We start from the raw sequence: 25,544 nt of genomic DNA on the forward strand, positions 1-25,544 counted from the left end.
CCAATCGCACACCCTCACCGACGATTGCGGCGATGGATTCTCCACGTGCTCACCTGGTCCCAGATGGTGATGATCCAGATGGCCGCGACCATGATGATCTGCTGGACATCGGTGTTCGCGGTGTTCGTGAGTTCGGGGTGGAGGACCTGCTGGGTGAGCAGAGCGACGGTGAGGAAGACGGCCATGGCCACGTCGATGAGTCCGCTGATGAGCGCCAGCGCCGGTGCCGCCGAGGCGGTCGTGAGTCTGATGACCTCGACTGCGGCCATGAGCGCGAGGAAGCCCCAGTAGCCTGCCAGCCAACCGAAGCCGAGGCCCGGATTGATGAAAGTCTCACCGTCGTTGAGGTGCTCGACGTAGAACAGAGAGGTCGGGATGAACGGGACCGTTGCCAAGGCGATGATGAAGACCAGCCCGAGTCCCGCCTCGGCGCGGATCTGTCTGCCGCGGGAATCGCGTCGGTCAAGGTCATCGACAGTCCACTTGCCCGGCTGTCGTTTCCGCATCGCTGCGGCTGCTCCGCCGTCCATTCCGTGATCGCCGAGGGCGATGATGATCGTGATGGCGGCGAACGCGGTCAGGAGGGCGATGACGGTATTGCCGACCGACTTGCCGATGATCTCGCCGATCCGGGCTTCGGGGGAGAGGGCGATGGTGGTCACGACATTCGTGAGCACCGCGAGCAGACCGACGATGGGCAGCACCCAGCGCAGCGCCCAGATGTAGAGCGGATAGGAGTTGGGGCCGATGAGGTGCTGCGGGGAGTTCGAATACTCTCGCGACAGCGCGACGGGATCTCCGAGTTCTTCGAGAACTTCGCGTTCGATGGTCTCCGTGCGATCCGGGGATGAGCCCGAACCCTCGCCGAGGCGGGCGTCGACCATGTCGTCGATCGTTGCGGTGATCTCGGCGGCGATGTCGGGCCGTGAGTCCTCGGGGAGGTGGCGGATGACGTTGTCGACGTAGATTTCGGTGAGCGCACTCATGGTGTGCCGTCCTTCCAGAGCTTTGTGATGCTGGAGTTGAGTTCGAGCCAGTGGCTGTGCAGTGCGGCGGCGACTTCGGCGCCGCTGTCGGTGAGGGTGTAGTACTTGCGGGGTCGAGCTTGTTCGGTGTTCCAAACGGATGAGAGCAGACCTTGCTTCTCGAGCCGACGCAGCAGGGGATAGAGGGTATTGGCCTCGGTGGGGATGCCCGCTTCCGTCAGCGTCGTCAGCAGGGAGTAGCCGTACTGCGGGCGTCTGCAGGCGACGAGGCTGGCGAAGACCACGGTGCCGCGTCGCAGCTCCTGTTCGTGGGTGGCCAGTGCCTTTGCGTCATCCTCGTTCATGCATCACACGATAGTGTGCGTCACACACTATTACAAGAGGCGGGGTATTTTTGCTGCGTGGCGGTGCGGTGAAATACGGTGCAGCGTACTCCACAGCAGACCACCGGCGTCGACAGCCGTTTTGGTACAGGTTCCTCTCAGCTGATCGGGTTCCTCGGTGTGCATATTGGGGCAGGGTGTACCAAACCTCAGGCCTGTGCCTGGCAGGTGTGGGGACGTGGATGGCAGCCGGCTCCGCGGGCTGAGCACGAAAGCCCTTCGGCGTCACGGCGAGAATGACAGCGCCGATGACGAGCCAGATCGTGTCGAGGGTGATCGCGTGGACGTCGAGCTGAGTAAGTGAACGTCAGTCAGTGAGATCAAGCATTGGTGTCGGCCGACGGAAGCCCCGTGTGACGAAGGCGAGGTATCCGACTCCGAGAACCAACCAGATGGCGCCGACGAGCAGGGTCCGCGGAGACAGGCTCGTCCACAGCCACAGTGTCAGGCAGAATCCGATTCCCGGCAGAACGATAGAACTCAGAACTGCACGTGAACCACGATTCTTCTCGTCAATGATGAAATGTTTGATGACCGATAGATTCACGGCAGAGAACGCGATCAGCGCACCGAAGCTGACCATCTCTGAAATGAAGGCCAGGTCGACGGCGAGCGCCAGCAGAGAGACTGCGCCGACAGTCAGAGTCGCAATCGTGGGCGTGTGAAAGCGCGGTGACAGGTGACCGAAATAGCTCTTCGGCAGCACTCCGTCTCGACCCATCGCAAAAAGGATGCGTGAGACCGACGCTTGGGAGGTCAGAGCGGAACCGCACGCTCCGGCGACGTAGGCGGCCGTGAAGAAGGCGGTGAGGAATTCGCCGCCGGCCGCAGCCATGACGTCGAGCGCGCCCGAATCGACATCTGCGAACTGGTTGGAAGGGTAGACCAGCTGAGCCAGATAAGACAGTACAATGTAGATGAGCCCGCCCGTGACAGTGGCGATGACGATGGCACGAGGGACTGCCTTCTTCGCATCCTTGGCCTCCTCGGACAAAGTCGAGACCGCGTCGAACCCGAGGAAAGACAGACACAGAATCGCTGCGCCGGCCATGACGTTGTCGAATCCCGGTGCGGAGCCGTCACCGGTGAACGGAGCGGCTAGGTCGACAGAACCGGAGCCGGTGAACGATGCGATGCCGAGTGCCGCGAAGACGACGATGAAAACTGCTTGAGCAGCGATGATGACGATGTTGGCGCGCGCGACCGAGACGATTCCGACGACGTTGAGGACCGTGACGAGAACAATGGCAGAGACCACGAAGACCCAAGCCGGAATCATGGGAAACGCCGCGCTGAGGTAGATGCCGATGACGAGATAATTGATCATCGGCAGGAACAGATAGTCGAGAAGCAGCGCCCAGCCGGCAACGAAGCCGATCCCGGCTCCGAAGCTCTTCTGCGTGTATGTGTATGCGGACCCTGCGAACGGCATCGCGGCGGCCATCTTCGCATATGACCTGGCGGTGAACACCATCGCCAGCAAGGTGATGACGTACGCAGCTGGGACGCGACCCCGGTGACCTGGGTGACGATTCCGTAAGTCGTGAAGACCGTCAACGGAACCATATAGACGAGGCCGAAGAAGACGAGTGAAGGTACCCCGAGCGCACGCTTCAGGTGGGTCTCACCGGTGTCTTCGGCGGTTGCGGTGTGCTTGGAATGGGACATCGTTGTCCTTTCGTTTCAGTCCGCTGAATGAACGGCCACGCCACGCAGGTAGGTGCGGCGAACAGGAGTGGCAGACAGTTCCTGCGGAGGCAGTGTTCGAGGATCCCTGTCAAGGACGATGAAATCGGCGCTCGCTCCTGGCCGGATCGCGCCCCATGCTTCAGATCCATTCTCGGCAAATGCTTGGTAGGCAACCGTTGCCGTGTACGCATCGAGGGAGCGTTCGACGTCGAGAATCTCTTCGGGGGTCCATCCGCCATCGGGCTCACCCTCGTTGTTCTGCCTGCTCACGGCAACGGCGAGTCCTTTGACCGGCGTCCCCGAAGTGCAGGGCCAGTCCGAGCCGAACGAGAGGTGCCCGCCGCTGTCGAGGACGCTGCGCATCCGATATTGCGCCAGGGCGCGTTCACTGCCGATCCGGGGGACGGTCAGTACAGTCATGAGGTCATCGAGCTGAGCCCACAGGGGCTGCATGTTCGCGATGACACCAAGTTCGGCAAATCGGGACAAGTCTGCGGAGTCGATGATCTGGGCATGCGCGATCACCGGCCGCCGGTCATGGACTCCGTTCTTCTGGACGGTGTATTCGATGGCGTCCAACGCCTGACGAACGGCTGCGTCGCCGATCGCATGGATGTGGATTTGAAACCCTGCCGAGTCGACCATACGAACTGCTTCTGCCAGCGAATCTCCTTCCCAGACTTGCATGCCGTGATTGTGCAGAGACGTGCAGTAGGGCTCGATGAGCGAACCGGTTTCGTTTTCGATGACTCCGTCGGCGAAGAACTTCACGGTCTGAGCGGTCAGGAACGGATCCGAAAGGTCGTCGATCCGTTGGCGCGCAGCGAGCATTTCGGGCAGCTGTTGCGTGACGCGGCGGGGATCGGCGTAGAACGCGAGATTGAATCGCAGCTTGAGCCGATTCTGCTGAGAGGCGGATACATAGGTTTCAACGTCGGCCGGCTCCACCCAGGCGTCTTGGACCCAGGTGACGCCTCGCGCGAGGTAGTACTCGGCGGCCCGATCGAGAGCGCGTAGCCGGGTGGATTCGTGGAGTGGCGAGCGAACTGCTTCGATCAGATCTACGGCACCCCATTCGCGCAGAGTCCCAAGCGGGGAGCCGTTGTCTCTGCGCGGTATTTCGCCGATCTGCGGTTCCGGGGTCTCCGCTGTGATCCCCGCCAACTCCAATGCTCGCGAGTTGCACCATACCGTGTGGTAGTCCCAGGCGCGAAGGACCACTGGTCGGTCGGGTACTGCTCTGTCGAGCCATTCGGCGTCGAAGAGGCCGTCGCTCGCCAGGCTTCCGTCATAAGATGCGCCCGTGATCCAATCGTCGTCGGGATGAGCCTCGGCGTACCGTTTCACTTCGGCGATAATCTCTTCGATGCTCGTGCACGACCTCACCTGCGGTCCTTCAGCTTCCAATCCGCCGAAGATCGGATGGGCATGGCCGTCGCCGAAAGACGGCATGAGAAACCTGCCCTCGAGGTCAATGGACTCGAAGGCCGCATCGTCCTGGTTCGTAATGCGGGCGAGCTCGGAAGACACAGCGAGTGAATCGGTGGCAACGACAACGCCGTCTCGCACCACAAGGGAGTCCGCGGGTTCGGCGCTTGCCCCCAGCCAGATTGTGCCGTTGTGGAAATGCTGTGTCGTCAAAGCTGGCGTCCTCCTGCTTCCAGGTCTGTGGCCGGGCGCACCGGCGCTGATACGAACAGTGTTCGTGTGTGACTGGGAACACGATACACTGCTCGAAAGGCGGAGGGAAGAGCGAAATTGAGAGCGGGTGTTCCGTGAAACTGAATCAGGATCGATTGGTCGATGCTGCGCTCGCGCTTGTCGATGACGATGGCGAAGAAGCATTGTCGATGCGAACTCTGGCGGCTCGTGTCGACCGTCAGGTGTCCTCGCTGTACAACCATGTTTCCGGTCGAGGCGAACTCATCGAATTGATGCGCGCACGGATTGTGGCCGATATCGACGTTCGAGTATTCTCTCGCCCCGAGGAGTCGCCGGAGAACGTGTCGTGGGACAGGGCACTCGAATTGTGGGCCCGATCCTATCTCAGGGCCTTTGCCGGCCACCCGAACCTCATCCGGCTGCTGGCGACGACTTCCATTCGAGACCTCTCAACCTATGAAATGTACGACGCCGTGATCGGTGGGCTTCGCCGAGGCGGATGGCCGCAAGGCCAGACTGTGGCGGTGATGCGGTCCGTCGAAGCCTTTGTCCTCGGTTCTGCTCTGGACATCGTCGCTCCCGGCGATCTCATCACTCAGGAATCGGCCGGAGACGGATTTGCGGAGGTTCAGGGCGCGCTGGACCCGCGATTCGACGCGAACTCGTCAGCGGCGGCTTCATTCGAGTTTGGGCTGACAAGCTTGATCCAGGGTTTGAAGCACCAGCTCGAGGCCCTGTCATGAGTCAGTCGAAGAGGCTCAGTGGTGCGCTCAGCTCCTACTGGTATCGGGCCCGCAGTTGGAACCCCGCCCTCCCGGAGTCGATTCCTGAAGCGTGGGCCTTCGGTGCGACTACTGAACATGCGGATGAACTCCTCGCCCTCGTTCTGGATGGGACGAAGACGGGCACCGCCTCGGCGCTGTGGGACATCGAAGCCGACGGTGAGCCCGTCCCCGAGGCGGGAGAGCTGAGCATCATCCTCGACGGCCGCAGCCGGCCGAGTGCCCTCATCGAAACCACAGCGATCGACATCGTCCCGTTCTCGGAGGTGACCGCCGATCATGCCCGTTCGGAAGGCGAAGGTGACCGAACTCTGGCTGCGTGGCGCGAGATCCATGAGCGCTTCTGGACCGAATACGGGAGGCGAGGATTCTCGCCCCAGATGCCGGTCGTGTGCGAACGTTTCCGGCTGATCTTCGGGGCCCACGGCGAAGCACCCGAGAGTGAATCCGGCGATGACTCACGCGGGGAGAACGCATGAACGAAACCGAATACTGGGACCTCATCCATGCCGAGCGCACACGCCTGGCCGATCGGCTGACAACCCTCGAACCCGAGCAGTGGGCGCACACCACACTGTGCGCAGAATGGTCGGTCGAGCAGGTCGTCTCCCACCTGGCAGCCGCGGCCACCACCGGAAAGTGGGCCTGGATCCGCAGCATCATCCGAGCTGGATTCGACCCTGCCAAACACAACGCGCGACTGCTCGAGCGCCGCCTCGGTGCCTCACCGGGGGAGACCCTTGCGAATTTCCGCAACGCAATCTCACTGACTATCGCTCCGACCAAGGACTTCCCGGCCTTCCTCGGTGAAGTCATCGTCCACGGTCAGGACATCGCACGACCACTGGAGCTCGACCTGGTTCCAAGCGACGAGGCGACCGTCGAGGTGGCGCGATACTTCGCCGTCAAGGACTTCGCTGTGAACTCGAAGACCCTGGTCAAAGAGTTGAAACTCAGTGCCATCGACGCAGATTTCGAATCCGGACGCGGGCCGGAGGTGATCGGTCGAGTCCTCGACCTCGTCATGGCCATGGCAGGCCGACCGGAGGCATTGGCGGATCTGACCGGGAGCGGAGTCCCCGAGCTCCGGCGAAGGATCGGCTGAAATTTCAGCGGTCGGAGTACTGCGACGAGCGTGCCGGAACACCCCCTGATGGCGAGATGAACGTTGACGGGTGCTCAGCCGAGTCCGACGACTCCGACCGCGACTAGGACGAATCCGAGCAGCTGCAGCGAGGCGCGCACGACCTGGAAGACGTCCCAGCGCCTGCGCATGGCGATGAATCCCTCGGGGGCGGCATCCTCGGTGATCCGTCCCGTTCGAGAATTGATCGGGACATTCCCGGCGATCGTCACGACCAGAGCAACGCCGAGGCTGACAGCAGTCGAAACCAGCCACGCGTTCGGGTCGGCGATCGCGATGATGGTGGCCAGAACGGTTGCCGCTGTCATCCCGATCGGCATCGCTCGACCGAACGTCTTCAGAAGGCCCTTCTCCATGATGAGCCGATCATTAGGCTTCAGTCGACGGATCACCGGATGGACCAGGGTGGGGCGACCCGAACTCCGCGGAATCGCCGAAGCCGGTGACAAGGACGGCGGCCAATGCGAAGACATCGATGGTCTCTGCTCTTGATAGGTAGTCTTACTATCCATAATAGATAGTTGAGGTATCTGTGAGGGCGGATCAAGATCAACCATGGAACTGTGCAGACAGGGCAGGGAGGAAATGACGATGCCGTAGTCGGTGGAGCAACCGGCGATGAGGATGGCGGAACTGTCCCGTCGCTCTGAGCTGAGCGTGCCGACCATCCAGTGCTACCTGCGAGAAGGCCTGCTGCGGCCGGGCCGTCGGACGAGTGTGAATCTGGCCGTCTATGACCAGACTCATCTCGAGCGGCTGCGCCTCATCCGTGCATTGACGACTGTGGCCGGACTGCGCTTGGCGAAAGTGCGAGCCGTCGTCGACGCGATGGACAGACAGGCCTCGGAGTTTGAAGCGATGGGCGTTACCCAGGATGCGCTCATCGGCGAGGCCGACGGTGACGACGCCGCCGATGCCGGCAGTATGGAGGACCGGATCCGCGGAGTCGTGCTGCGCGGGCCCCTGCTCGAGGCACTGGTCCTGCTCGCGCAGCAGCACTTCGCGCAGGAACTCACTCTTTCGGAAGAAGGCTGACGGGGCACAGCTCCGTCCTGGCGATCACTCGGCCTCGCTCTGCCGCCTTCTCCCGGACCAGCCGCACTCACCCCTCTTCAGGCTTCGCATCGTAGGTGACCCAGTTCGTCCGTGCTGCGACCTTCTCGTAGAGCAACTGAGCCTGTTCATTGTCGGACGCCGTGATCCACCGGACCACGGACAGGCCTTCCTCGGCTGCGATGATCTGTAATCGGGAGATGAGAGCGCGGCCCGCGCCTGATCCGCGCCCCTCCGGGTCGGTGAACAGATCATCGAGCCAGATTCCCGTCGACCCGGTCGAAGGGCGGGCGAACCGGCGGAAGTCTGCGATGGCGACGATCCGTCCGTCCACCTCGGCGACGAGGCTCTGCACCTCATGGTCGGGATCGGTGATCCACGACCACACGCGAGAGACGACCTCCTCGGACGGCTCCAGTCGGTAGAACTCTCGGTAGGCGCGGAAGAGCTCCTTCCACCGGGCCTCGTCTGCGGGCGCGGCGGAGCGGATCGTCGGGGCCGGGAACGTCGTCATCGGCAGTCCTCTCAGTAGGTTCGATACACCAATGACCACACTACGTTCTCCGCGTCTGTTCGCGTACAGATGTGAGGAACCGGCTGTGGTCGCGGATGTACGAAACGTGGTGTGGCGTGCATCTTTTCTGGTGAGATGTCTCCTGCGCCCCAGAGACGGACAGTCCCCGGTGCGGAAGCCTGTCGACTACCGCACCGGGGACCGTGGTACGCGAGGGGGGACTTGAACCCCCACGTCCGCAGACACTGGAACCTAAATCCAGCGCGTCTACCAATTCCGCCACTCGCGCCGAGGCGACCGCAACAGCGGACGCGCCGCCCTCAAGATTAGCAGGGGCGGCCCGAGTTGTTGAAAACTCGGACCGCCCCGATGCTCAGGCCACTACCGCGCCGTCCGCGCTGCCTGGGCAGCGCGGCGAAGCCGCTGACGGCTCAGGCAGCGTCGATGCCCAGTTCCTTGCGCACGCGGGCGACGTGCCCGGTGGCCTTGACGTTGTACTGGGCGAGTTCGACCTTGCCCTCGGCATCGACGACGACGGTCGAGCGGATGACGCCCTGGACGACCTTGCCGTAGTTCTTCTTCTCGCCGAAGGCGCCCCATTCGGTCATCATCGTCTTGTCCTCATCGGAGAGCAGGTCGAAGTTGAGACCTTCCTTCTCGATGAACTGCTTGAGCTTCTCCGGCTTGTCCGGGGAGATGCCGACGACGGCGATCCCGGCGGCCTTGAGGGCCGACAGCGAGTCGCGGAAATCGCAGGCCTCGGTCGTGCAGCCCGGGGTCATGGCGGCGGGGTAGAAGTACACGACGACCCGCTGGCCTCGGAAATCGCTGAGGCTGACGGACTTCCCGTCCTGGTTGACGAGGGTGAATTCCGGGGCGGTGTCGCCGACCGACAGACGTGACATGAATGCTCCTCCTGATTGGGGTGGTCTCCGTGATGGACAACCGTTGCTGACCACCACTCTATTCCGTTGCCGAGCTCGATGCCTCGACCGATGCGCACAACCACTTCGGCCGATCCTCTCGCCGAGGCGGCCCGTCGGCTCAATCGACCCGCGCGATGGCCTGCCCGACCGTCACCACGTCGCCGAGGGCTGCCATCTGCCGCAGCGTCCCGTCGGCAGGCGCTTCGACCCGGGTCTCCATCTTCATCGCCGACAGAACTGCGACTTCGTCACCGGCTGCCACCTGCGCGCCGTCATCGACGAGGTAGTCCACGAGGCTGCCCGGCACGGGTGCGGTGACATCCCCGGTGCTAGCCGAGGCGACTCCACTGTTTCCGGCCCCGCCGCCGTCACCGCCCGGCCCGGTGACCGGCTCGGTCTCACCGGCCGAACCGAGGGCTGCGAGCAGACCGGCGGGCAGACCGATGGTAGTGAGCTTTCCGTCGACCTCGATCGACATGCGCTGCATCTGACCGTCGGCCACCGGTGCCGGGCGCTCCTGAGTCTCGAAGCGGGGCAGCAGCTCGGCTTCGATCCACTGAGTGTGGATGCCGTCGACACCTGCGACACCGAGGCCGGTGAAGGCCTCATCACGAAGGATCGCCAGAGAGCACGGCACCACAGTGGCCGGGCCTTCGACGTTGAGTTCCTTCGCCGCGGTCACGGTGCGGGCGATCGCCTGCCCACGGTCGGGCCCATGAACGATGAGCTTCGCGAAGAGGGAATCGAAGGCCGGCTGCACGGTGTCACCGGCACGCACTCCGGAATCCCAGCGCACGCCGAGGCCGCCTGGCACGTCGAGAACCTCGATGCGGCCCGGAGTCGGCAGGAAGCCCCGGCCGGGATCTTCGGCGTTGATGCGCAGCTCGATGGCATGACCGACCGGTCGCGGGGTCGATTCCAGGGACAGTCCCTGGCCGAAGGCGATGCGGAACTGTTCGGCGACGAGATCGACCCCGGAGGTCACCTCAGTGACGGGATGCTCGACCTGCAGGCGGGTGTTGACTTCGAGGAACGTCATGGTTCCGTCGGCGGCGAGCAGGAATTCGACGGTGCCGGCACCGCGGTAGTCCACCTCGGCGCAGATCGCCTCTGCCGAGCGGTGCAGGTGCTCGCGCTGCGCATCCGTCAGGCCCGGGGCGGGTGCTTCCTCGATGAGCTTCTGATTGCGTCGCTGGGCGGAGCAGTCGCGGTCACCGACGGCCACGACCCGGCCTTGACCGTCGCCGACGACCTGGACCTCGATATGGCGGGGACGCTCGAGGTACTTCTCGACGAAGCATTCGGGCCGGCCGAAGGCCTCGACGGCCTCACGAGTCGCCGACTCGAAGGCCCCGGCCACCTCGGTCAGCTCGTGGACGATCTTCATTCCGCGTCCGCCGCCGCCGTGGGCGGCCTTGATGATGATCGGCAGCCCCGCCTCGGCGGCGAAGGACTCGACCTCGGCCGCGTTCTCCAGGGGGCGGTCGATGCCCGGTGCCAGGGGCGCGCCGACCTTCTGCGCGAGCTGGCGGGCCGTGACCTTGTCGCCGAGGGCCGTGATCGTCTCCGCTTTCGGGCCGATCCAGATGAGACCGGCGGCTTCGACAGCGGCGGCGAAGTCGGCATTCTCCGACAGGAATCCGTAGCCGGGGTGGATGGCATCGGCGCCGGCAGATTTCGCTGCGGCGAGGATCGAATCGATGTTGAGATACGTGTCGGCGGCCGAGGTTCCGGGCAGGGCGAATGATTCGTCGGCGAGCCTGGCATGCATGGCGTCGGCATCCTGATCGGCGTAGACAGCCACCGAGGTGTGCCCGTGCTGAGCGCAGGCGCGGATGATGCGGACGGCGATCTCGCCGCGATTGGCGATGAGGATTCTCGACATTGTTCAGCCTTCGTTGTCGTTGGTGCGGGGCGCCTGGGCCAGGCGGGGTGCCTCGGCCGGGTGGGCCGTCGTCGGTTGCGCAGAGGTGGTGAAGCGCAGCTTCACGCCCGGAGGCAGCTGCGCGGCGAGGTCGAGATCATCGACGCTGGCGATGATCGGGTAGCCGCCGGTGAGCGGATGGTCGGGGCCGAAGAGCACCGGCTGACCGTTCGGCGGAACCTGCAGGGCACCGGTGACCGCGCCTTCGCTGGGCAGCTCCCCGGTCCGGGCACGTTCGAGCGGAACCTCACCGGACAGGCGCAGGCCGACCCTGTCCGATTCGTGGGTGACCGTCCACTCCTGTGACAGCAGGGTGTCGATGCCGGCTTCGGTGAACCAGTCCTCGCGTGGTCCCAGGGTCACCGTGAGCGTCACCGTCTCACCCGCCTGCGGAAGGACCCTCGGCCCCGTGGGAGTGGGATCGACGAGGTGGGTCGCCGTCCGCGGATCGTGCACACTGACCGTGGTGCCCTTAACGACAGCGGCCGGACCGAGCCCGGCCAGGGTGTCGGCGGAGCTGCTGTCCAGGGCCGTTTCGACGTCGATGCCACCACGGATTGCCACGTAGCGGCGGACTCCGCGCTGTGAGGTTCCGAGGTCGATTTCGTCCCCGTCGGACAGGGCAAAGGCCTCGCCGAGGCGGGGCGTGAGAACCGTGCCATCGGCAGCGGTCACGGTGATCGTTCCCGTGGCACCGGTGACGGCGGCGACGCCGTCACCTGCCGAGCGCAGGAGGACTCCACCGCCGAAGCTCTCCAGCCCGGCAGCGGACTCGGCATTGCCGACGAGACGGTTTGCAGCGATCAACGCGGTGCGGTCGGCGGCGCCGGCGGCAGAGACGCCCATCGAGGCGAAACCGGGCCGACCGAGATCTTGGACTAGCAGCTGCAGCCCGGGACGCAGCACCTCGAGGGAATGGGAGGCTGCTGCGTCCGCAGCGCTCAGGGAACCGGATGCATCAGACGAATCCGGCCCCGCGCTGGAGCCCGCAAGGTCCACGATCTCCCGCTCCGCCTCGGTGAACTTCACGATCGTGCCGGGTACGAACAGGGCCGGGGGCTGTCGGTCGAGATCCCACAGCTGCGCATCGGTGCGTCCGATGAGCTGCCAGCCGCCGGGGGAGGAGCGCGGGTAGACGCCGGTGAACTCACCGGCCAGCGCCACCGAGCCCACGGGCACGCGTGTGCGCGGGGAGGAGCGACGGGGAACGGCGAAGAGTTCGTCATCACCGGCAAGGTACCCGAAGCCGGGAGCGAACCCGGCGAACGCGACCTGCCAGGTCGCGGCCTGGTGGCGGTTGACCACCTCGGCGGGGGAGACGGAGAGGAGGTCGGCCACCTCGGCAAGGTCGTCGCCGTCGTAGCGGACATCGATCGTGACCTCCCGAGCCGTATCCGAAACCGACTCGGTGTGCCCGAGCCCGCGGACCGCCTCGGCGAGGACCCCGGCGCTCGTGCGTGCGGGATCGAAGCTGATGAGCACCGTGCGGGCGGCCGGGATGAGCTCGGTGACGCCGAGCAGATCAGCGGCTTCGAGGCTGTGGTGCAGGGCCATCGTCGCGGTGAGGTTGCCGCATTCGACGAGGAGGTGGCGCTTGGAGGCGGTGTGGAAGGTCAGGGAGTCGGCCTGCGGTGTCGAGGTCATTGGCGGTAGCTGTCTTCCGGTTCGTCGGTGATGAACATCTTCCCGGGTGAGTGCGTGATCGCGAAGGGAATCCCCGAAGCTTGGATGGCTGCCTGTGGGGTGACTCCGCACGCCCAGAACACGGGAATGTCGCCGTCTTCGATGACCGGGGCGTCACCGAAGTCAGGGGTGGAGAGGTCGTCGATGCCGATCTGGGAGGGTTCGCCGATGTGGATCGGGGCCCCGTGGACGGCGGGGAAGCGATCGGTGATGCGCACCGCCTCGGCGACCTGGGCGGCCGGAATCGAACGCATGGACACGACCATGTCCCCACTGATCCGACCGGCTGGACGGCAAGCCGTCGACGTGCGGTACATCGGCACGTTGCGACCGGCTGCCTGGTGGCGGATCGGGATGCCCGCCTCGGTCAGTCCGTTCTCGAAGGTGAAAGAGCAGCCGATGAGGAAGGACACGAGATCCGGGTGAGCCTCCCACGCCGCGGTGGCATCGGTGACCTCGTCGGCCAGGGCGCCGTTCTCCCAGATCCGGTAGCCGGGGATGTCGGTGCGGATATCGCTGCCCGGCGCCAGCGCGGAGGCCAGCTGTCCGGGTTCGAGGACGTCGACGACCGGGCACGGCTTCGGGTTGCGCTGAGTGAACAGGAGGACGTCGAAGGCCCAGTCTGCTGGCACGGAGATGAGGTTCGCCTGGACGAGACCGGGAGCCATCCCCGAGGTGGGTCCGTCGAATCCTGCCCGGATGCGTGCGCGCGCTTCCGCACCCGCAGCCCGCATCGTGGCCATGGCAGCGGTGCTGGGGGTGGCAGCGCTCATCGTTCGGCTCCGGCGAAGGCGGCGATCGTGACGCCTTCGGATTCGAGGAGGTCACGGGCCGCCCGGGCCATGTCGATGGATCCCTGGCTGTCGCCGTGGAAGCAGATGGACTGCGCGTCGACGTCGACGAGGCTGCCGTCGACGGCTTCGACCTGCCCGGTCCGGACGAGGCGCAGGACGCGGGCGGCCACGGCTTCGGGGTCGTGGAGGACCGCGTTCGGCTCCGACCGGGAGACCAGGGAGCCGTCTGGGTTGTAGGACCGATCGGCGAAGGCCTCGGCGGCGACGGTCAGTCCGGCTTCTGCGGCGACGCGGTTGGCTACGCTGCCGGCGAGTCCGAGGAAGACAAGAGAGTCGTCTATGGCCTTGACTGCGTCGACGACGACCTTCGCCTGCGACTCATCGTGGACGATCGCGTTGTAGAGACCGCCGTGGGGTTTGACGTAGGCGACGGATCCGCCGATGGCCGTGGTCAGGCCGATGAGCGCACCGATCTGGTATTCGACCTGGGCCTGCAAGGTGGCGGCGGGCACGTCGAGGGCGCGACGGCCGAAGCCCTCGTAGTCGTCGTATCCGGGGTGTGCTCCGATGACGACGCCGCCCTGCGTAGCGGCGTCGACGGTGGTGCGGATGCCCTCGGGATTGCCGGCGTGGAATCCGCAGGAGACGTTGGCGCTGGTGACGAGGCCGAGCATGGCCGCATCGTCGCTGACGATGCGGTCGGGCACGTTCTCCCCGAGGTCAGAGTTGAGGTCGATTCTCAGTTCGCTGTTGACAGACAATGTCACCCTCCGATTCCGATCATGGCGAAGATGGGGCCGATGGACTGTGTGGCCGTGTACCACGTGACCAGTGTTGCTGCGGTGCCGATGATGAGCAACCACTTCGGGTACGAGTCAGTGCGCAGCAGGCGGGGTCTGAACCAGCCGATGTACATGAAGATCGTCAGACCGATCGGCAGGATGAGGCCGTTGAAGCCGCCGACGAAGACGAGCAGGGTGGCAGGCGCCGTGCCGAGGACGAGGTAGACGACGAGTGAGATGACGATGAAGGCCACAGTCGCCAGTTGCAGCGGCCAACCGCCTTCGAGGCGCTTGGAAAACGCCGAGAGGAACGTCGCCGAAGTGTAGGCGGCGCCGATGACAGAGCTCAGTGCCGCGGCCCAGAAGATGGCGCCGAAGATGCGCATTCCCGCATCGCCGAGGACGGAGGCGAAGGCCTGACCAGCCGGGTTGGCCACACTCGAGTCGAGGTCGAGGGCGACGCCGGAGGCGACGACGCCGAGGATGGCGAGGAAGAGGACGTAGCGCATGACACCGGTGACGACGATGCCCGACAGCGCCGAGCGCATGACCGAACCGGCATTCTCCGGGCCGGTCTTGCCCGAGTCGAGGTAGCGGTGGGCGCCCGAGTAGGTGATGTAGCCGCCGACGGTGCCGCCGACGATCGTGGTCACGGTGGCGAAGTTGATGGTGTCGGGCGCGATCGACTGTCTGAGCGCCTCACCGACCGGCGGGTTCGAGACGATGGCGACGATGCAGGTGAGGATGATCATCCCGACGCCGAGGACGAGGACGACGGCGTCGACGACTTTTCCGGCGCGTTTGAACAGGAAGATGCCGATCGCGAGCACTCCGGTGAGCAGTCCGCCGAGCTTCGGGTCGATGCCGAGCAGAGCGTTGAGACCGAGCCCGCCGCCGGCGATATTGCCGATGTTGAAGGCCAGGCCGCCGACGACGATGAGGATGGACAGCAGGATGCCCGATCCCGGTACCGCCGAGGAGGCCAGTTGGGCCGCGCGTTTGCCCGAGGAGGTCACCATCCGCCAGATATTGAGCTGGATGGCGATGTCGATGAGGATCGACGCGAAGATCGCGAAGGCGAAGGCCGCACCCATCTGCGCCGTGAACGTGGCGGTCTGGGTGATGAAGCCCGGACCGATCGCCGAGGTGGCCATGAGGAAGATGGCACCGATGATTGCGCTGCGGCTGATCTTGGAGCCGATCTCACTCGTGGCGTTGCCGAGCCCCGACGCGGTCGCGTCCGATGAGGCGGATTCCGGCGGTTGGGATTCCGGTGCGTGTGACATGGGAGTCTCCGACTGTCTGGATGGTCAGTGGTTCCTTCGCGAGTGCCGATGGGTGAGGACAGCGATGTCTGTGTCCTGGCACACGTGAAGTGGTAAACAATCTAGCACTCATTGTTGAACAAAGATAGACGGGGGTCACATTTTCCTTCGGCGGATTGTGGACGGACGGATGGGAGTCCGGCGTTTCGGTTCAGTAGGATGGAGAGGTGAATCACGATTCGTCCCTGGTCAACAGGCTCACTGACCGACTCATCGCCGGAGAGCTGCGCCCCGGTGAACGGCTGTCCGAAACCGCGCTGGCGAAGGAATTCGATGTCTCGCGCAATACTCTGCGCGAGGCCTTTCGGGTCCTCGGGAGCAGGGCTTGGTCACCCACATCCCGCACCGAGGCGTCTCTGTGGCGTCACCGAGCACGGCCGATGTCGTCGACATCTACCGGGTGCGTCATCATGTCGAGTGCTCGGTGCTCGAACACGCACCACGCAATCATCCGAACGCAGTCCGGATGGAGGCGGCCGTCGATGCAGCCGAGAAGTTCGCGGCTGAGGAGAACTGGCTGGAGGTCGGAACGGCGAATATGGAGTTCCACAACGCCGTCGTCTCGCTCTCGGACAGCAGGCGGCTGATGCAGTCGTTCTCCAATGTGCTCGCCGAGCTGCGACTGGCATTCCTTAAAGTCGAGGTCCTCGATTTCCTCCATGCGCCGTTCATCGGCCGCAACCAGGAGGTCATCGAGATCTACCGTACGGACGGTCCGGCGGCCGCGGCGACGCTCCTCGGCGCCTACCTCGGAGATTCCGAACGCCAGGTGCTCGGCGCCTACGCCCGCGCCGGCCAGGACTGAGCGGTGCAGCCTGAGCCGGGCCCGGAACCGAATCCGCTGGCAGCCCACTTCGAGTCGGACGGTGCCTGCGAAGGGGCAACCTGACGAATTGGTACACCCTGTTCTGGATAGCACATGGAGGAACCTGATCACCTCAGAGCAGGGTGAGCCGAAACGGTGGGCTGGGAGGGGTGAACGCGAAAGAACCGCTTCCGACCGAAGTCAGAAGCGGTTCTCTCTGTGCTGTGCACCCCCCGGGACTTGAACCCGGAACCCACTGATTAAGAGTCAGTTGCTCTGCCAATTGAGCTAGAGGTGCTTGCCGCACACGCTGTGCAACGAGAATTAATATTACTCAGGTGTTCGGCGATCATGCAAACCGAGATCGGCCCATATTCGTTTTTGTGATGAAGGTCGCAAGCCCCAGGTCAGACTCCCTGTCTCAGCGGACCTTGCGACCCGGAACCCACTGATTAAGAGTTCAGCCAGCTCGCCGATCCAGTCCTCGACGCCGGGCAGGAACTCACAGATACATTCCGGAACTCGACTGTTCGGCCGGTTCGGAGATCGCGTGGACGTCGCGCTCACGCAGCAGCACATACGCGCGCCCCTCGAGCTCCACCTCGGCGAGTTCCTCGGGATCGTAGAGAACGGTATCGCCGAGGTTGGCCTGCCGTACATGCGGACCCGCCGCTACGACCTTGCCCCATACGAGGCGTCTGCCCATGCTGGCGGTGGCGGGAATGACGATGCCCGCCGAGGATTTGCGTTCCCCGGCTTCCGCGCTGGATTCGAGCAGGATCCGGTCATGGAGCATCCGGATCGGAAGTGCGGCATCAGCCACGCTTGCGACCGGAGAGTCCGACGACGAGGGCGGCCACACCGAGGACGGCACCTGCGCCGAGCGCGATGATCTCGGGTTTGGGAGAGCCGTCTTCCTCGACGACCTGGGACTTCGCCTTGTTGACGGCGCGAGTCGCCAGCACCTTCGGGTGGATGCGGCCGACGAGTTCGTCGATGTTCTCGGCGATGCGCTCCTCGCGCAGGCGGATCGACTCCGCGAGCTGTGCGGTTGTCGCCTGGTCGACGGTCACATCTGAGGTGTAGACGTTGTCAGTCATCGGGTCGAGTCCTCCCGGTCGAGAATGCTTTGCTGCGTCTGTGACCTTGTGTCACAGTGCTTCGCTGTCCAGCTTAGCGGCTGGGCATTGCGAGTGTCAGATATCGGGCGCGGTTCGACGGAATCTTACGATCTCGACGTTCGCGTCTGCCGGCATGGTCGGGTAATGGCCGCGGAGATTGGCGATATATCGGTCGAGTCCACTTGGGCGGGTGAGGTCGAGATCCTCGGACTCAAGTTCGTCGAGTCGTTTCACCATCACCGAGGTGACTTCCACGGGGAGGCGGTCATGCTCGGTGTTTTCGAAGTACGCCAGAGCCGGACCCGTGCGGTGGCTTTCGTTCCACCGCACCGTCAGCGTCTTCGTCCCGTCGACGACCGCGTCGAAGTAGCGAGCGTGGAGCCTCAGCAGTCGTGTGGGTGCAGAATCCGGATGTCGGTAGGAGTGGGGGAGCAGCGCGGGAATCGGGGCAATCGACGGCTTGCCCGTGGTGCTGTCGGGAACGATGACGAGCGCATCGGGATGGAGATCGAGGATGACCTGACAGCAGCGTCCGCACGGAGTCAGCACTCCGCGGCCCTGGTCGCCGACCGCGACGATCGTGACCAGTGGGCCGGCATTCGCGGCCGCGGCGACGGTGTGGTTCTCATCGGCGCCGAGACCGCGCGAGCTCCTCGGCGGCGGCGATCACGCGCAGCTCGGAGTCGAAGAGGTCCATTCGACCTCAGTCCTGTTTTCCGCGGCGTCCCATGAGGTAGATGATAAACCCGACCGCAGCCATTCCGGAGGCGGCGAGGACGAAGATGGGCCAGGAGCTGACGATCGTGGAGATGATGGATTCGCCGAACGAGGTCGCCGGATTCTGATTGGCCCGCGGGGAAGGCTTGTCGCCGCCAGTGATGAGATCTGTGTCGTCTTTGGGGGTCTGCTCGTCAGGGTTGCGAGGCACCGGGTCCGAATAGTCAGGGCGTTCGCCGTTCTCCTCATCGTCGGGCAGCCATTCGTCACCTGCGGTGCCGGGAATGGTCTCGCATTCGTCGTCGGGGGAGCCATTGCCGGTCGACGGATCAGGAATGGTGCCGTCGGCGTCGGAAGTGCCGACCGATGTGCCGGAACCGTCAGAGTCCTTCTCATCGTCCTTGCCGGAATCCGAGTCGGAGCCCGAGCTGTCGGAATCGCTGCTGCGAGAGCCGTCGGAGCCTGAACCGGTGTCAGCGTCGGAATCCTTGCCGTCGGAGTCCTTGTCCCCCGAAGTATTTGCGCGGTCCTTCGACCCCGAATCCGAAGAGGTGCCGCCATCGGTCGAGTTGGAGCTGTCGTCAGAAGTATCGCTGTCCGAGGACGACCCGTCAGCGCTGGAACCGCTGGCCTCGCTGTCGCTCGTGGAGCCGTCAGCGGTCGTGACGCCGTCCGAGGTGCCAGATTTGTCACCGTCGCTGTCAGTGCTGGTGTCGCTGGTGGAGCCGTCGGATGAGGTGGACCCGTCCGCCGCTGCATTGGGATCGCTATCTGTCGTCCCGCCGTCGGCGCCAGCCTCTGAACCAGCTGAAGCGGTGCCGTCCGGGTCGGAGGAAGCCCCGGCCCCGTCATCATTTTCTGAGTACTGTTCACCTTTGGCGACGATCTGTCCATTGTCGACCTTGAACGTCCACTTGGGGTAGGGGCCGTCAGTCCCGAAACCCTTGAACTTCATCGCCTTGTCTTCGCCTGCCGCCCGGATCTTGCCGTCAGAGCCGAACTCGAATCGAGTAGGCGCGTCGGCCTGCGTGGTTGCCTCAGCCACGGATCGGCCGCTGTCGTCAGTGTCCGAATCGTTGCTGGCTGAGCCTGCGGTATTGTCACCCGATGCGTCTTGGGCGGGGATTCGGACCATGCCGCGATCCGTCGGCCCGTCGAACTCCACATTCTCCCAGCTCTTCGGCAAGCTTCCGGGCTTGTCATTGTTGGGCGCGACTGAAAGCTCCTGTGTGTCAGGGTCCCAGGTCGCTTTCAGATCATTCTCGATCTCGCAGGGTTGATCGCTTCCGGGAAGCGAAGGCCCTTGCTCCGATTCCGCGCAAGCACCATCTTCTTCAGGGTCCGGATCAGTGCTGCCGTCGGCTCCAGCCTCGACTTCGGTCACGCCGTCGTCACCGCTGTTCGTATCCGCCTCGGCGCCGTCCGAGCCGTCCGCTGTCGAATCAGCGTTATCGCCGGAGGCGGCATCGGCCCCCGCTGAAGCCTCGGCGTCGGCGTTCGAACTGGCTTCGGCCGTGGGAGTGGGGCTCGGCTGGGCGATTGCAGGAGTGAACGTCGCCGAGATCGGTAGTGCTGCCAGGGCAAGCGCGGCGCCGATTGCGGCGGCTCTGCGGCTGAACCTGTGTGAGACTGGCACTACGTTCCTTCGCGGTGGGGATTCCGACTTCGTTGGGTCAAGGGGACATGACGTTCAGACACATCGGGCACTATCTTAATGTCTCGACCAGATGTGTTAAAGCCGTTGGCGTGTTTCGCTGTGGCGCGGCATCCATGACAGGTCGGCCATCCGGAATCGACGATCAGTGACCAGCGACCCTTGCAGGGAACTAGCGATCCTGCGTTTCGGATTTCTTCGGATAGGCCCGAACGGTCGAGTCATCGCCGAGCACTAGGGCTTTCTTGCCCTTGTCGACGACGGCCAGCAGATCGGTACCCGTTTTGAACGCGTGTTTTCCGGCGAGCAGGCACGAGGTGTTCGTGTCCATCGTGCAGGGGACGATGGATCCGCGTGGTTCGGAGAGATGGATGTCACGGCTGGAGACATCCATGAGCAGCAGGCCTGACTCCAGGTCGAAGAGATAGGGGCCGATGTAGGCGCGTTCTCCGGCCTGCCCACGCACCCAGGACTTCTCGCCGACGATGTCGGTCGTCGTGGTCACGGTCGAGAGGATCGACCCGTCCTCGAGGGAGTGGACAACGAGCTGGATCCTGTGGCCAGAGTTCGTCGAAGCGCCCTGTTCGCCCCACAACGTGATCGCCTTGCCGTGGCCGGCCGAGATCCAGTCGATGATCTTCAGCTCGTCACCGGGGCTTTCGAGCTTGACGCTGCGCTCGTTGCCGGTCTTGATGTTCTGCGCCTTGACCGGGCCGTTCCAGTCCGAACTGTAAAGCTCATCCTGGTCGATGGCCATCGGCGTCGAACCGGCTTGCGGAGTGGGCACGTTTTCCAGGCCATCGGCGCCGAAGGTCGAGAGTTTGTTGCCCGATTTGATGAGCACGCTCGTGCCGGCGGAGGTGATGCGTGCCTTCTCCGGCAGCTGGTAGCTCTTCGGCTTCGATTCTCCGTCGAAGAGCGCCTCGGCTGTATTGCCCGACTGCCACAGGAGGGCCGGACGCCCGTCGATGACGGTGTCGACGGCAAAGGTCGGGGATTCGTCGATCTTGGTCTTGTACCGAGACTTGCCGGTGTCCGCGTCGAGGACTTCGAGACGATTGTCGTTGACCAGCAGGATTCCGCGATCGGACGCCGTCACCGAGGCGCGCTTGGGCACCTCGGCTTCCCACACGGGGGAATTGTCGTAGCTGGGCACAACATCTTCGGTCTTGTCGACGGAGAGTTCGGAAGCGGGGTTGACCTGCTGTTCCGATCCGATCGTCTGCGGGGTGTCAGGGGAGTCGACGGGCACGATGTTGGGAACGACGAATGCGCCGATCATGAGGATCGCCAGACCGATGAGTACGAGCCCGGGAACGGTGATCTTCTTCAGTCGCTGTGGACGGTTGCGAGCCGACCGTTTGCGCACCGGTGTCTTCTTCACCGTCGGGGCGGTCGGGGCGGCCGGCCCGGAGAACGGTGTGCCCATCGGGTAGCTGTCACCATTCGAACCAGTTGAATCGTCTTCGGCGACGAAGCCGTTCTGCCCTGCTGTGGACTGCCCGCCTGCGGACAAGCCGTTCGTACTCTGGTCGGCATGCTCCGAATGTTCGGCCGCACCGTTCGTCGAAGAAGCCGAGCCATCCGCGGACGAAGCGGTCGACGGTTCGTCCGGAGTCGCCTCGGTGGCGGTGTCCTGCTTGGGGACGGCCCCGACCTTGCCGTTCTCGTCGATGCCGATCTGGGTGGTCTTCGTGCCGTCGTCGATGGTGACGGTCAGGGGAGTCGCGGTCTCCTTGGCGTAGTCGCCGAGGTAAGAGATGGCCTGCCCGGTGTCCGAATAGCGACTCGTCGCCCCGTTGAGGGTGGTGTAGGTGAACCCGTCGTCTGAGACGGAGATCAACGCACGAGGCATGTACAGGGTTCCTTGAAGATTATCGAGGACAGGGCCGAGTCAATACTAATGAATGCGGCGGGGTGCTCCTACCAGTTTTCCGAAACCGTTATAGATCGCTACTGAATCGTTGCACGTGATGAGATCTGCGTCTCATCGGGGCTCAGGGGCGGTTCTGGTTTGCCCGGGTCAAGCGGTGCGGTTAAGATGTATCTTGCTGTCTGCGCCTCAAGGCGCAGCGCATGTGGTGGGTATAGCTCAGCTGGTAGAGCGCCGCGTTGTGGTCGCGGATGTCGCGGGTTCAAGTCCCGTTACTCACCCCGATCGAGAAGCCCCGTGATCCGTGCGAACGGATCACGGGGCTTCTGTCATTCCCGCGGCCCGCCCACTGTGTGCCTAGCCCCGATCGTCGACGGTCGCAGTCGCTCCAGCCTCGATCGCCGATAATGGGGCCATGACCTTCGACTGCTCCCTGACGGTCGTCGGCAGCATCAATGCCGACATCACCGCCACCATCTCCCGACTCCCTGCCGCCGGTGAGACCGTGGGAGGCGGCCGGCTCAGCAGATCGCCCGGCGGAAAGGGCGCGAACCAAGCGGCAGCGGCGGCCCGCCTCGGTGCCCGCACCCGCATGATCGGTGCGATCGGGCCTGACTCCGACGGCCAGGCGATGCTCCATGCCCTCCGCACCGCCGGAGTCCGGACCGATGACATCGCCGAGGCGACCGCCGAGACCGGGACCGCGCTCATCATGGTCGACGCCGCCGGTGAGAACCAGATCGCTGTGTGTGAAGGTGCGAATGCCGAGGTCAGCCTCGCCGGAATCGAGTTCGGAGCCGACGAGGCCGTGCTCACCCAACTCGAGATCTCCCTCGATCTCATCGTCGAACTCGCCGACCGTGTGCCCGGATTCCTCGCGGTCAATGCGGCTCCCGCTCTTCCACTGCCCGCCGAGGTGGTCGATCGTGCCGATCTCATCATCGTCAACGAATTCGAGTACTCCCAGCTGCCGCAGCTGAGGACCGCGAAGCTCGTGGCCGTCACCTTTGGAGCGAAAGGATCGGCACTGCTGCAGAAGGGCGAACAGATCGCCTTCGCCGAGGCGGTGCCAGCGACCCCCGTGAGCACCGTCGGTGCCGGAGACGCCTACTGCGCGGCCCTGACCATCGGTCTGATCAGCGGACTCGGACCGGAACGCGCACTGCGGGCGGCCAACGCCGTGGGCGCAGCGGCCGTGGAAGTCGCATTCGCGCAACCGGAGTTCGATCGGCTTGAGAACTATCTGTCGACCCTCGACTGACCTGTCAGACTGAGCATAGGCGGACCCATCCACTGCAACCACCCGAGATCCGCCGCCACCTGAGGAGGATCATTGACGAACACCCCCGCGCACGACCCGTCCCTGTTCACCGGGCTGAGCGCCTTCCCACTGACTCCGCTGAAAGGTGAATCCCTCGACGAGGATGCCTTCGTCGGACTCATCGAACGTCTCGTCCTCGCCGGAGTCGACTCGATCACGGCGTTGGGGTCGACCGGTTCGTACGCTTACCTCAACACCGATGAGCGTGCCCGAGCTGCGCAGCTGAGCGTCGAATCCGCCCTCGACATTCCCGTCTTCATCGGTGTCGGGGCGCTTCGGACGAGAGACGTTCTGGTCAATGTCGCCTCCGCCGAATCCGCCGGAGCGCAGGGACTGCTGCTGGCACCGGTGAGCTATCAGCCGCTGACCGACGACGAGGTGTTCGAACTCTTCCGCACGGTCACCGAATCCACCGACCTGCCCGTCGTTGTCTACGACAACCCCGGCACGACACATTTCACGTTCACCGCCGAGCTCTACTCACGTTTGGCCGCGCTCGACGGAGTGGCCTCGATCAAGATCCCAGGGGCTGCGGCCTCACCCGTCGGATGGAATGAGCGCATCGGTGAGATCCGCGCAGCCATCGGCGGCGAGGTGACGATAGGCATCTCCGGCGACGCTCATGCCGCGGAAGGTCTCATCGCCGGCTGCGATGCCTGGTACTCGGTCATCGGCGGTACCCTTCCCGCGCCGACACTCGAGATCACGCGGGCCGCCGAATTCGGCAACGCCGAACTCGCCCGCGAACTCTCCGCCGAGCTGCAGCCGGTGTGGGATCTGTTCACCGAATTCGAGGGAAGCCTGCGCGTGACCGCCGCCATCGCCGAACACCTCGGGCTCGTGGGTGCCGACAGTCTCCCTCTGCCGGTCCGTGACCTCGATGAGGCGGCCAAGCGCAAAGTCACCGAAGTGGCCGAGAGCCTCGATCTCGCCTAGGTGACCAACGGTTCCGGGTGAACGAGTTCACCATCCGTCCATCTGCGGTTCGGAACCGGTCCATTCCGGGTGCCTATGAATAGGTGCTTGTGGGTTCAACCGGCCTGCGATGCCCATTCGACCCCGGGGCGCCGATGACGATCGCACTGTCCGCAAAGACGCTCACCTGCTGGCCACCGGCTTCACCGTAGGAGGTGCGATGACAGGCCAGGGCACTGCCCACGCGGCAGAAGTGGATGAGCCCATCAGCTCCTCGGCCTCGGATGCTCAGATCGAGATGGGATTCCTCAGCTCCCACGCGACCGGACAGTTCGACGAATCCGCCGCCGAGATCACCGGCACCGGAGTCGCGAACTCGATCTCCATCCGTGAGGACGGACTCGGCGTCATTGCCCTCGAGAACGAGGACAAGACGAAACCGGGAACCGCGATGTTCTTCGACGCGAACGAGCCCGAGGCGCTGACCATCGGCGAAGTGGGGGAGACGACCTACGCGTTCGTCGGCTTCGAACGCATCGGCGGAATCGCGGCCTTCTTCCTCACGCGCCGCCGCTGAATTCAGTCGATCTGGCCGATGGGCTCGCGCTTCTCGGCCTGGAACTGGTCCTCGGCACGACCGCGGGCCCAGTAGGCGGAGATCGACAGTGACTCCCGCGGCACTTCGCGTTCCCTGAGGATCGTGCGGATCGCCTTGATCGTCTCGCGCTCGCCGTGGGCGAAGACCTGGGGAGTGCCCGAACGCCATTCGAGCCCCTCGACTGCGGCAGCGAGCTCATCGTTCGAGTCCACCCATCTCACCTCGATGCCCTCCGGGGCGTCCGGTAGGACACGATCGGCCGGATCGGCGACAGAGGCGAGGAGGACGCCCTGAGCGTCGGCGGGCATCGCTTCGATGGCGGAGCTCACGGCGGGGATTGCGGAATGGTCGGCGATGAGCAGGTGCCAGTCGGCGTCGGCGGGGGCGTATTTTCCGCCCGCCCCGGAGAGGACGAGTGTGTCTCCGGGCTGCGCATTCTTCGCCCAGGGTCCGGCGATGCCGTCATCGTCGTGGATGACGAAGTCGATGCTCAGCCATTTCTCGTCCAGGTCGATCTCGCGCACCGTGTAGGTTCGGCGGCTCGGCAGCTTCTCGGGGGAGTTCTCGCGCAGCTCCGTGAGGTCGTAGGGAGGGACGAGCTCATGGGCCGGATCGGCGAAGAGAAGCTTGACGTACTTATCGGTCGCATCGTTCGAGTCGATGTTGTCGAATGTGTCGCCGCCGAGGCGGAGCCGCACCAGATGCGGGCTGACCTCGGTGGTCTCGAGGACGGTGAGCACCGCCTGCCGGCGGACGGGGCGTGCGGTGCGTTCGGGGGTGTCAGGTGCGGTCGTCACGGGCGGCCTTTCTCAAACGGGTGCCCCTGAAAGCTCACGGTCGGCCTCGGAGTGCGGAGCCGCCTCGGCGCAGGGGTTCGGTAAGGCTCACCTTAT

General features: G+C 64.4%; 25 protein-coding genes, 3 tRNA genes and 2 pseudogenes. 10 read left to right on the plus strand and 20 right to left on the minus strand.

What is annotated here, in order from left to right:
- Positions 1-14: 14 nt before the first annotated feature.
- The 4 genes and pseudogenes from BLU88_RS07620 to BLU88_RS07635 all read right to left on the minus strand — a co-directional run bounded on the left by BLU88_RS07620 (position 15) and on the right by BLU88_RS07635 (position 4,699).
- On the minus strand, positions 15-986 hold the full coding sequence (locus BLU88_RS07620) for an HAAS signaling domain-containing protein (RefSeq protein ID WP_092012032.1): 972 nt from the start codon (positions 984-986) through the stop codon (positions 15-17).
- A complete protein-coding gene (locus tag BLU88_RS07625) occupies positions 983-1,330 on the minus strand; it encodes a PadR family transcriptional regulator (RefSeq protein ID WP_092012034.1) in 348 nt (115 codons plus the stop codon). The genes BLU88_RS07620 and BLU88_RS07625 overlap by 4 nt, the downstream gene beginning before the upstream one ends.
- Positions 1,331-1,676: 346 nt before the next feature.
- A pseudogene (locus tag BLU88_RS07630) lies at positions 1,677-3,037 on the minus strand (APC family permease).
- Between the two features lie 15 nt (positions 3,038-3,052).
- Positions 3,053-4,699, minus strand: a complete 1,647-nt coding sequence (locus BLU88_RS07635) for an amidohydrolase (RefSeq protein WP_197678206.1) — start codon at positions 4,697-4,699, stop codon at positions 3,053-3,055.
- Between the two features lie 308 nt (positions 4,700-5,007).
- Here BLU88_RS07635 and BLU88_RS07640 point away from each other — a divergent pair, with 308 nt between their 5' ends.
- From BLU88_RS07640 to BLU88_RS07650, 3 genes are read left to right on the plus strand one after another with little or no spacing between them, the layout of a single operon-like run.
- Positions 5,008-5,463 carry a TetR/AcrR family transcriptional regulator C-terminal domain-containing protein gene (locus BLU88_RS07640; RefSeq protein WP_231939671.1) on the plus strand — a complete coding sequence of 152 codons (456 nt, stop codon included), beginning with the start codon at positions 5,008-5,010 and terminating at the stop codon, positions 5,461-5,463.
- Complete coding sequence (locus BLU88_RS07645; protein WP_092012043.1) at positions 5,460-5,981, plus strand: ASCH domain-containing protein; 522 nt, start codon at positions 5,460-5,462, stop codon at positions 5,979-5,981. Before BLU88_RS07640 ends, BLU88_RS07645 begins: the two co-directional genes overlap by 4 nt.
- Positions 5,978-6,607, plus strand: a complete 630-nt coding sequence (locus tag BLU88_RS07650; protein WP_092012045.1) for a maleylpyruvate isomerase family mycothiol-dependent enzyme — start codon at positions 5,978-5,980, stop codon at positions 6,605-6,607. Before BLU88_RS07645 ends, BLU88_RS07650 begins: the two co-directional genes overlap by 4 nt.
- A gap of 74 nt (positions 6,608-6,681) precedes the next feature.
- Here BLU88_RS07650 and BLU88_RS07655 read toward each other — a convergent pair whose 3' ends face one another.
- Complete coding sequence (locus BLU88_RS07655; protein WP_231939672.1) at positions 6,682-7,002, minus strand: anthrone oxygenase family protein; 321 nt, start codon at positions 7,000-7,002, stop codon at positions 6,682-6,684.
- Positions 7,003-7,264: 262 nt separating this feature from the next.
- On the opposite strand from BLU88_RS07655, the gene BLU88_RS07660 reads away from it, so the two are divergent.
- Positions 7,265-7,681 (plus strand): MerR family transcriptional regulator, encoded by a 417-nt coding sequence (locus BLU88_RS07660; protein ID WP_197678207.1) that lies wholly within the window; start codon positions 7,265-7,267, stop codon positions 7,679-7,681.
- 67 nt (positions 7,682-7,748) lie between these two features.
- On the opposite strand, the gene BLU88_RS07665 is transcribed toward BLU88_RS07660, so the two are convergent.
- The 8 genes from BLU88_RS07665 to BLU88_RS07700 form a co-directional block, all read right to left on the minus strand.
- Positions 7,749-8,213: a GNAT family N-acetyltransferase gene (locus BLU88_RS07665; RefSeq protein ID WP_092012049.1), complete on the minus strand. Its 465-nt coding sequence runs from the start codon at positions 8,211-8,213 to the stop codon at positions 7,749-7,751.
- Between the two features lie 204 nt (positions 8,214-8,417).
- Positions 8,418-8,502 (minus strand) — tRNA-Leu (locus tag BLU88_RS07670).
- Between the two features lie 142 nt (positions 8,503-8,644).
- Positions 8,645-9,118, minus strand: a complete 474-nt coding sequence (gene bcp, locus BLU88_RS07675) for a thioredoxin-dependent thiol peroxidase (RefSeq protein WP_092012051.1) — start codon at positions 9,116-9,118, stop codon at positions 8,645-8,647.
- Positions 9,119-9,257: 139 nt separating this feature from the next.
- Positions 9,258-11,024: an ATP-binding protein gene (locus BLU88_RS07680; RefSeq protein ID WP_092012054.1), complete on the minus strand. Its 1,767-nt coding sequence runs from the start codon at positions 11,022-11,024 to the stop codon at positions 9,258-9,260.
- Positions 11,025-11,027: 3 nt separating this feature from the next.
- Positions 11,028-12,707, minus strand: a complete 1,680-nt coding sequence (locus tag BLU88_RS07685; protein WP_092012058.1) for a 5-oxoprolinase subunit B/C family protein — start codon at positions 12,705-12,707, stop codon at positions 11,028-11,030.
- Positions 12,704-13,519, minus strand: coding sequence for a putative hydro-lyase (locus tag BLU88_RS07690; protein WP_092012061.1), 816 nt, complete (start codon positions 13,517-13,519; stop codon positions 12,704-12,706). The genes BLU88_RS07685 and BLU88_RS07690 overlap by 4 nt, the downstream gene beginning before the upstream one ends.
- Positions 13,516-14,307: a LamB/YcsF family protein gene (locus BLU88_RS07695; protein ID WP_231939673.1), complete on the minus strand. Its 792-nt coding sequence runs from the start codon at positions 14,305-14,307 to the stop codon at positions 13,516-13,518. Before BLU88_RS07695 ends, BLU88_RS07690 begins: the two co-directional genes overlap by 4 nt.
- Positions 14,304-15,608 (minus strand): NRAMP family divalent metal transporter, encoded by a 1,305-nt coding sequence (locus BLU88_RS07700; protein WP_092012064.1) that lies wholly within the window; start codon positions 15,606-15,608, stop codon positions 14,304-14,306. Before BLU88_RS07700 ends, BLU88_RS07695 begins: the two co-directional genes overlap by 4 nt.
- 206 nt (positions 15,609-15,814) lie before the next feature.
- On the opposite strand from BLU88_RS07700, the pseudogene BLU88_RS18620 reads away from it, so the two are divergent.
- Both BLU88_RS18620 and BLU88_RS07705 read left to right on the plus strand, forming a co-directional pair.
- Positions 15,815-15,910: pseudogene (locus tag BLU88_RS18620) on the plus strand (GntR family transcriptional regulator); the annotation flags it as partial.
- A 62-nt stretch (positions 15,911-15,972) separates the two neighbouring features.
- Positions 15,973-16,452 (plus strand): GntR family transcriptional regulator, encoded by a 480-nt coding sequence (locus BLU88_RS07705; RefSeq protein ID WP_231939674.1) that lies wholly within the window; start codon positions 15,973-15,975, stop codon positions 16,450-16,452.
- A gap of 225 nt (positions 16,453-16,677) precedes the next feature.
- On the opposite strand, the gene BLU88_RS07710 is transcribed toward BLU88_RS07705, so the two are convergent.
- The 6 genes from BLU88_RS07710 to BLU88_RS07735 all read right to left on the minus strand — a co-directional run bounded on the left by BLU88_RS07710 (position 16,678) and on the right by BLU88_RS07735 (position 21,799).
- Positions 16,678-16,750: transfer RNA gene (locus BLU88_RS07710), tRNA-Lys, on the minus strand.
- A 204-nt stretch (positions 16,751-16,954) separates the two neighbouring features.
- Entirely contained in the window at positions 16,955-17,275 is a 321-nt protein-coding gene (locus BLU88_RS07715) for a GroES family chaperonin (protein WP_092012067.1), read from the minus strand.
- Positions 17,268-17,552, minus strand: a complete 285-nt coding sequence (locus BLU88_RS07720; RefSeq protein ID WP_092012070.1) for a DUF3618 domain-containing protein — start codon at positions 17,550-17,552, stop codon at positions 17,268-17,270. The genes BLU88_RS07715 and BLU88_RS07720 overlap by 8 nt, the downstream gene beginning before the upstream one ends.
- 96 nt (positions 17,553-17,648) lie before the next feature.
- Positions 17,649-18,122, minus strand: coding sequence for an ASCH domain-containing protein (locus tag BLU88_RS07725; RefSeq protein ID WP_197678208.1), 474 nt, complete (start codon positions 18,120-18,122; stop codon positions 17,649-17,651).
- A 154-nt stretch (positions 18,123-18,276) separates the two neighbouring features.
- Positions 18,277-19,926, minus strand: coding sequence for a hypothetical protein (locus BLU88_RS07730; protein WP_092012073.1), 1,650 nt, complete (start codon positions 19,924-19,926; stop codon positions 18,277-18,279).
- Positions 19,927-20,116: 190 nt separating this feature from the next.
- The gene (locus tag BLU88_RS07735; protein ID WP_092012076.1) at positions 20,117-21,799 is read right to left on the minus strand and encodes a hypothetical protein; all 1,683 of its coding nucleotides are present in this window, start codon (positions 21,797-21,799) and stop codon (positions 20,117-20,119) included.
- A 226-nt stretch (positions 21,800-22,025) separates the two neighbouring features.
- On the opposite strand from BLU88_RS07735, the gene BLU88_RS07740 reads away from it, so the two are divergent.
- The 4 genes from BLU88_RS07740 (at position 22,026) to BLU88_RS18375 (ending at position 24,630) form a co-directional block, all read left to right on the plus strand.
- Positions 22,026-22,098 (plus strand) — tRNA-His (locus tag BLU88_RS07740).
- A gap of 134 nt (positions 22,099-22,232) precedes the next feature.
- On the plus strand, positions 22,233-23,078 hold the full coding sequence (locus tag BLU88_RS07745) for a PfkB family carbohydrate kinase (protein WP_092012079.1): 846 nt from the start codon (positions 22,233-22,235) through the stop codon (positions 23,076-23,078).
- Between the two features lie 102 nt (positions 23,079-23,180).
- Positions 23,181-24,074 (plus strand): dihydrodipicolinate synthase family protein, encoded by an 894-nt coding sequence (locus tag BLU88_RS07750; protein ID WP_197678235.1) that lies wholly within the window; start codon positions 23,181-23,183, stop codon positions 24,072-24,074.
- A gap of 109 nt (positions 24,075-24,183) precedes the next feature.
- Positions 24,184-24,630 carry a hypothetical protein gene (locus BLU88_RS18375; RefSeq protein ID WP_197678209.1) on the plus strand — a complete coding sequence of 149 codons (447 nt, stop codon included), beginning with the start codon at positions 24,184-24,186 and terminating at the stop codon, positions 24,628-24,630.
- A gap of 2 nt (positions 24,631-24,632) precedes the next feature.
- Here BLU88_RS18375 and BLU88_RS07760 read toward each other — a convergent pair whose 3' ends face one another.
- Positions 24,633-25,448, minus strand: coding sequence for a siderophore-interacting protein (locus tag BLU88_RS07760; protein ID WP_092012084.1), 816 nt, complete (start codon positions 25,446-25,448; stop codon positions 24,633-24,635).
- Between the last annotated feature and the right edge of the window lie 96 nt (positions 25,449-25,544).

Source organism: Brevibacterium siliguriense (assembly GCF_900105315.1).
Classification (GTDB): Bacteria; Actinomycetota; Actinomycetes; order Actinomycetales; family Brevibacteriaceae; genus Brevibacterium; species Brevibacterium siliguriense.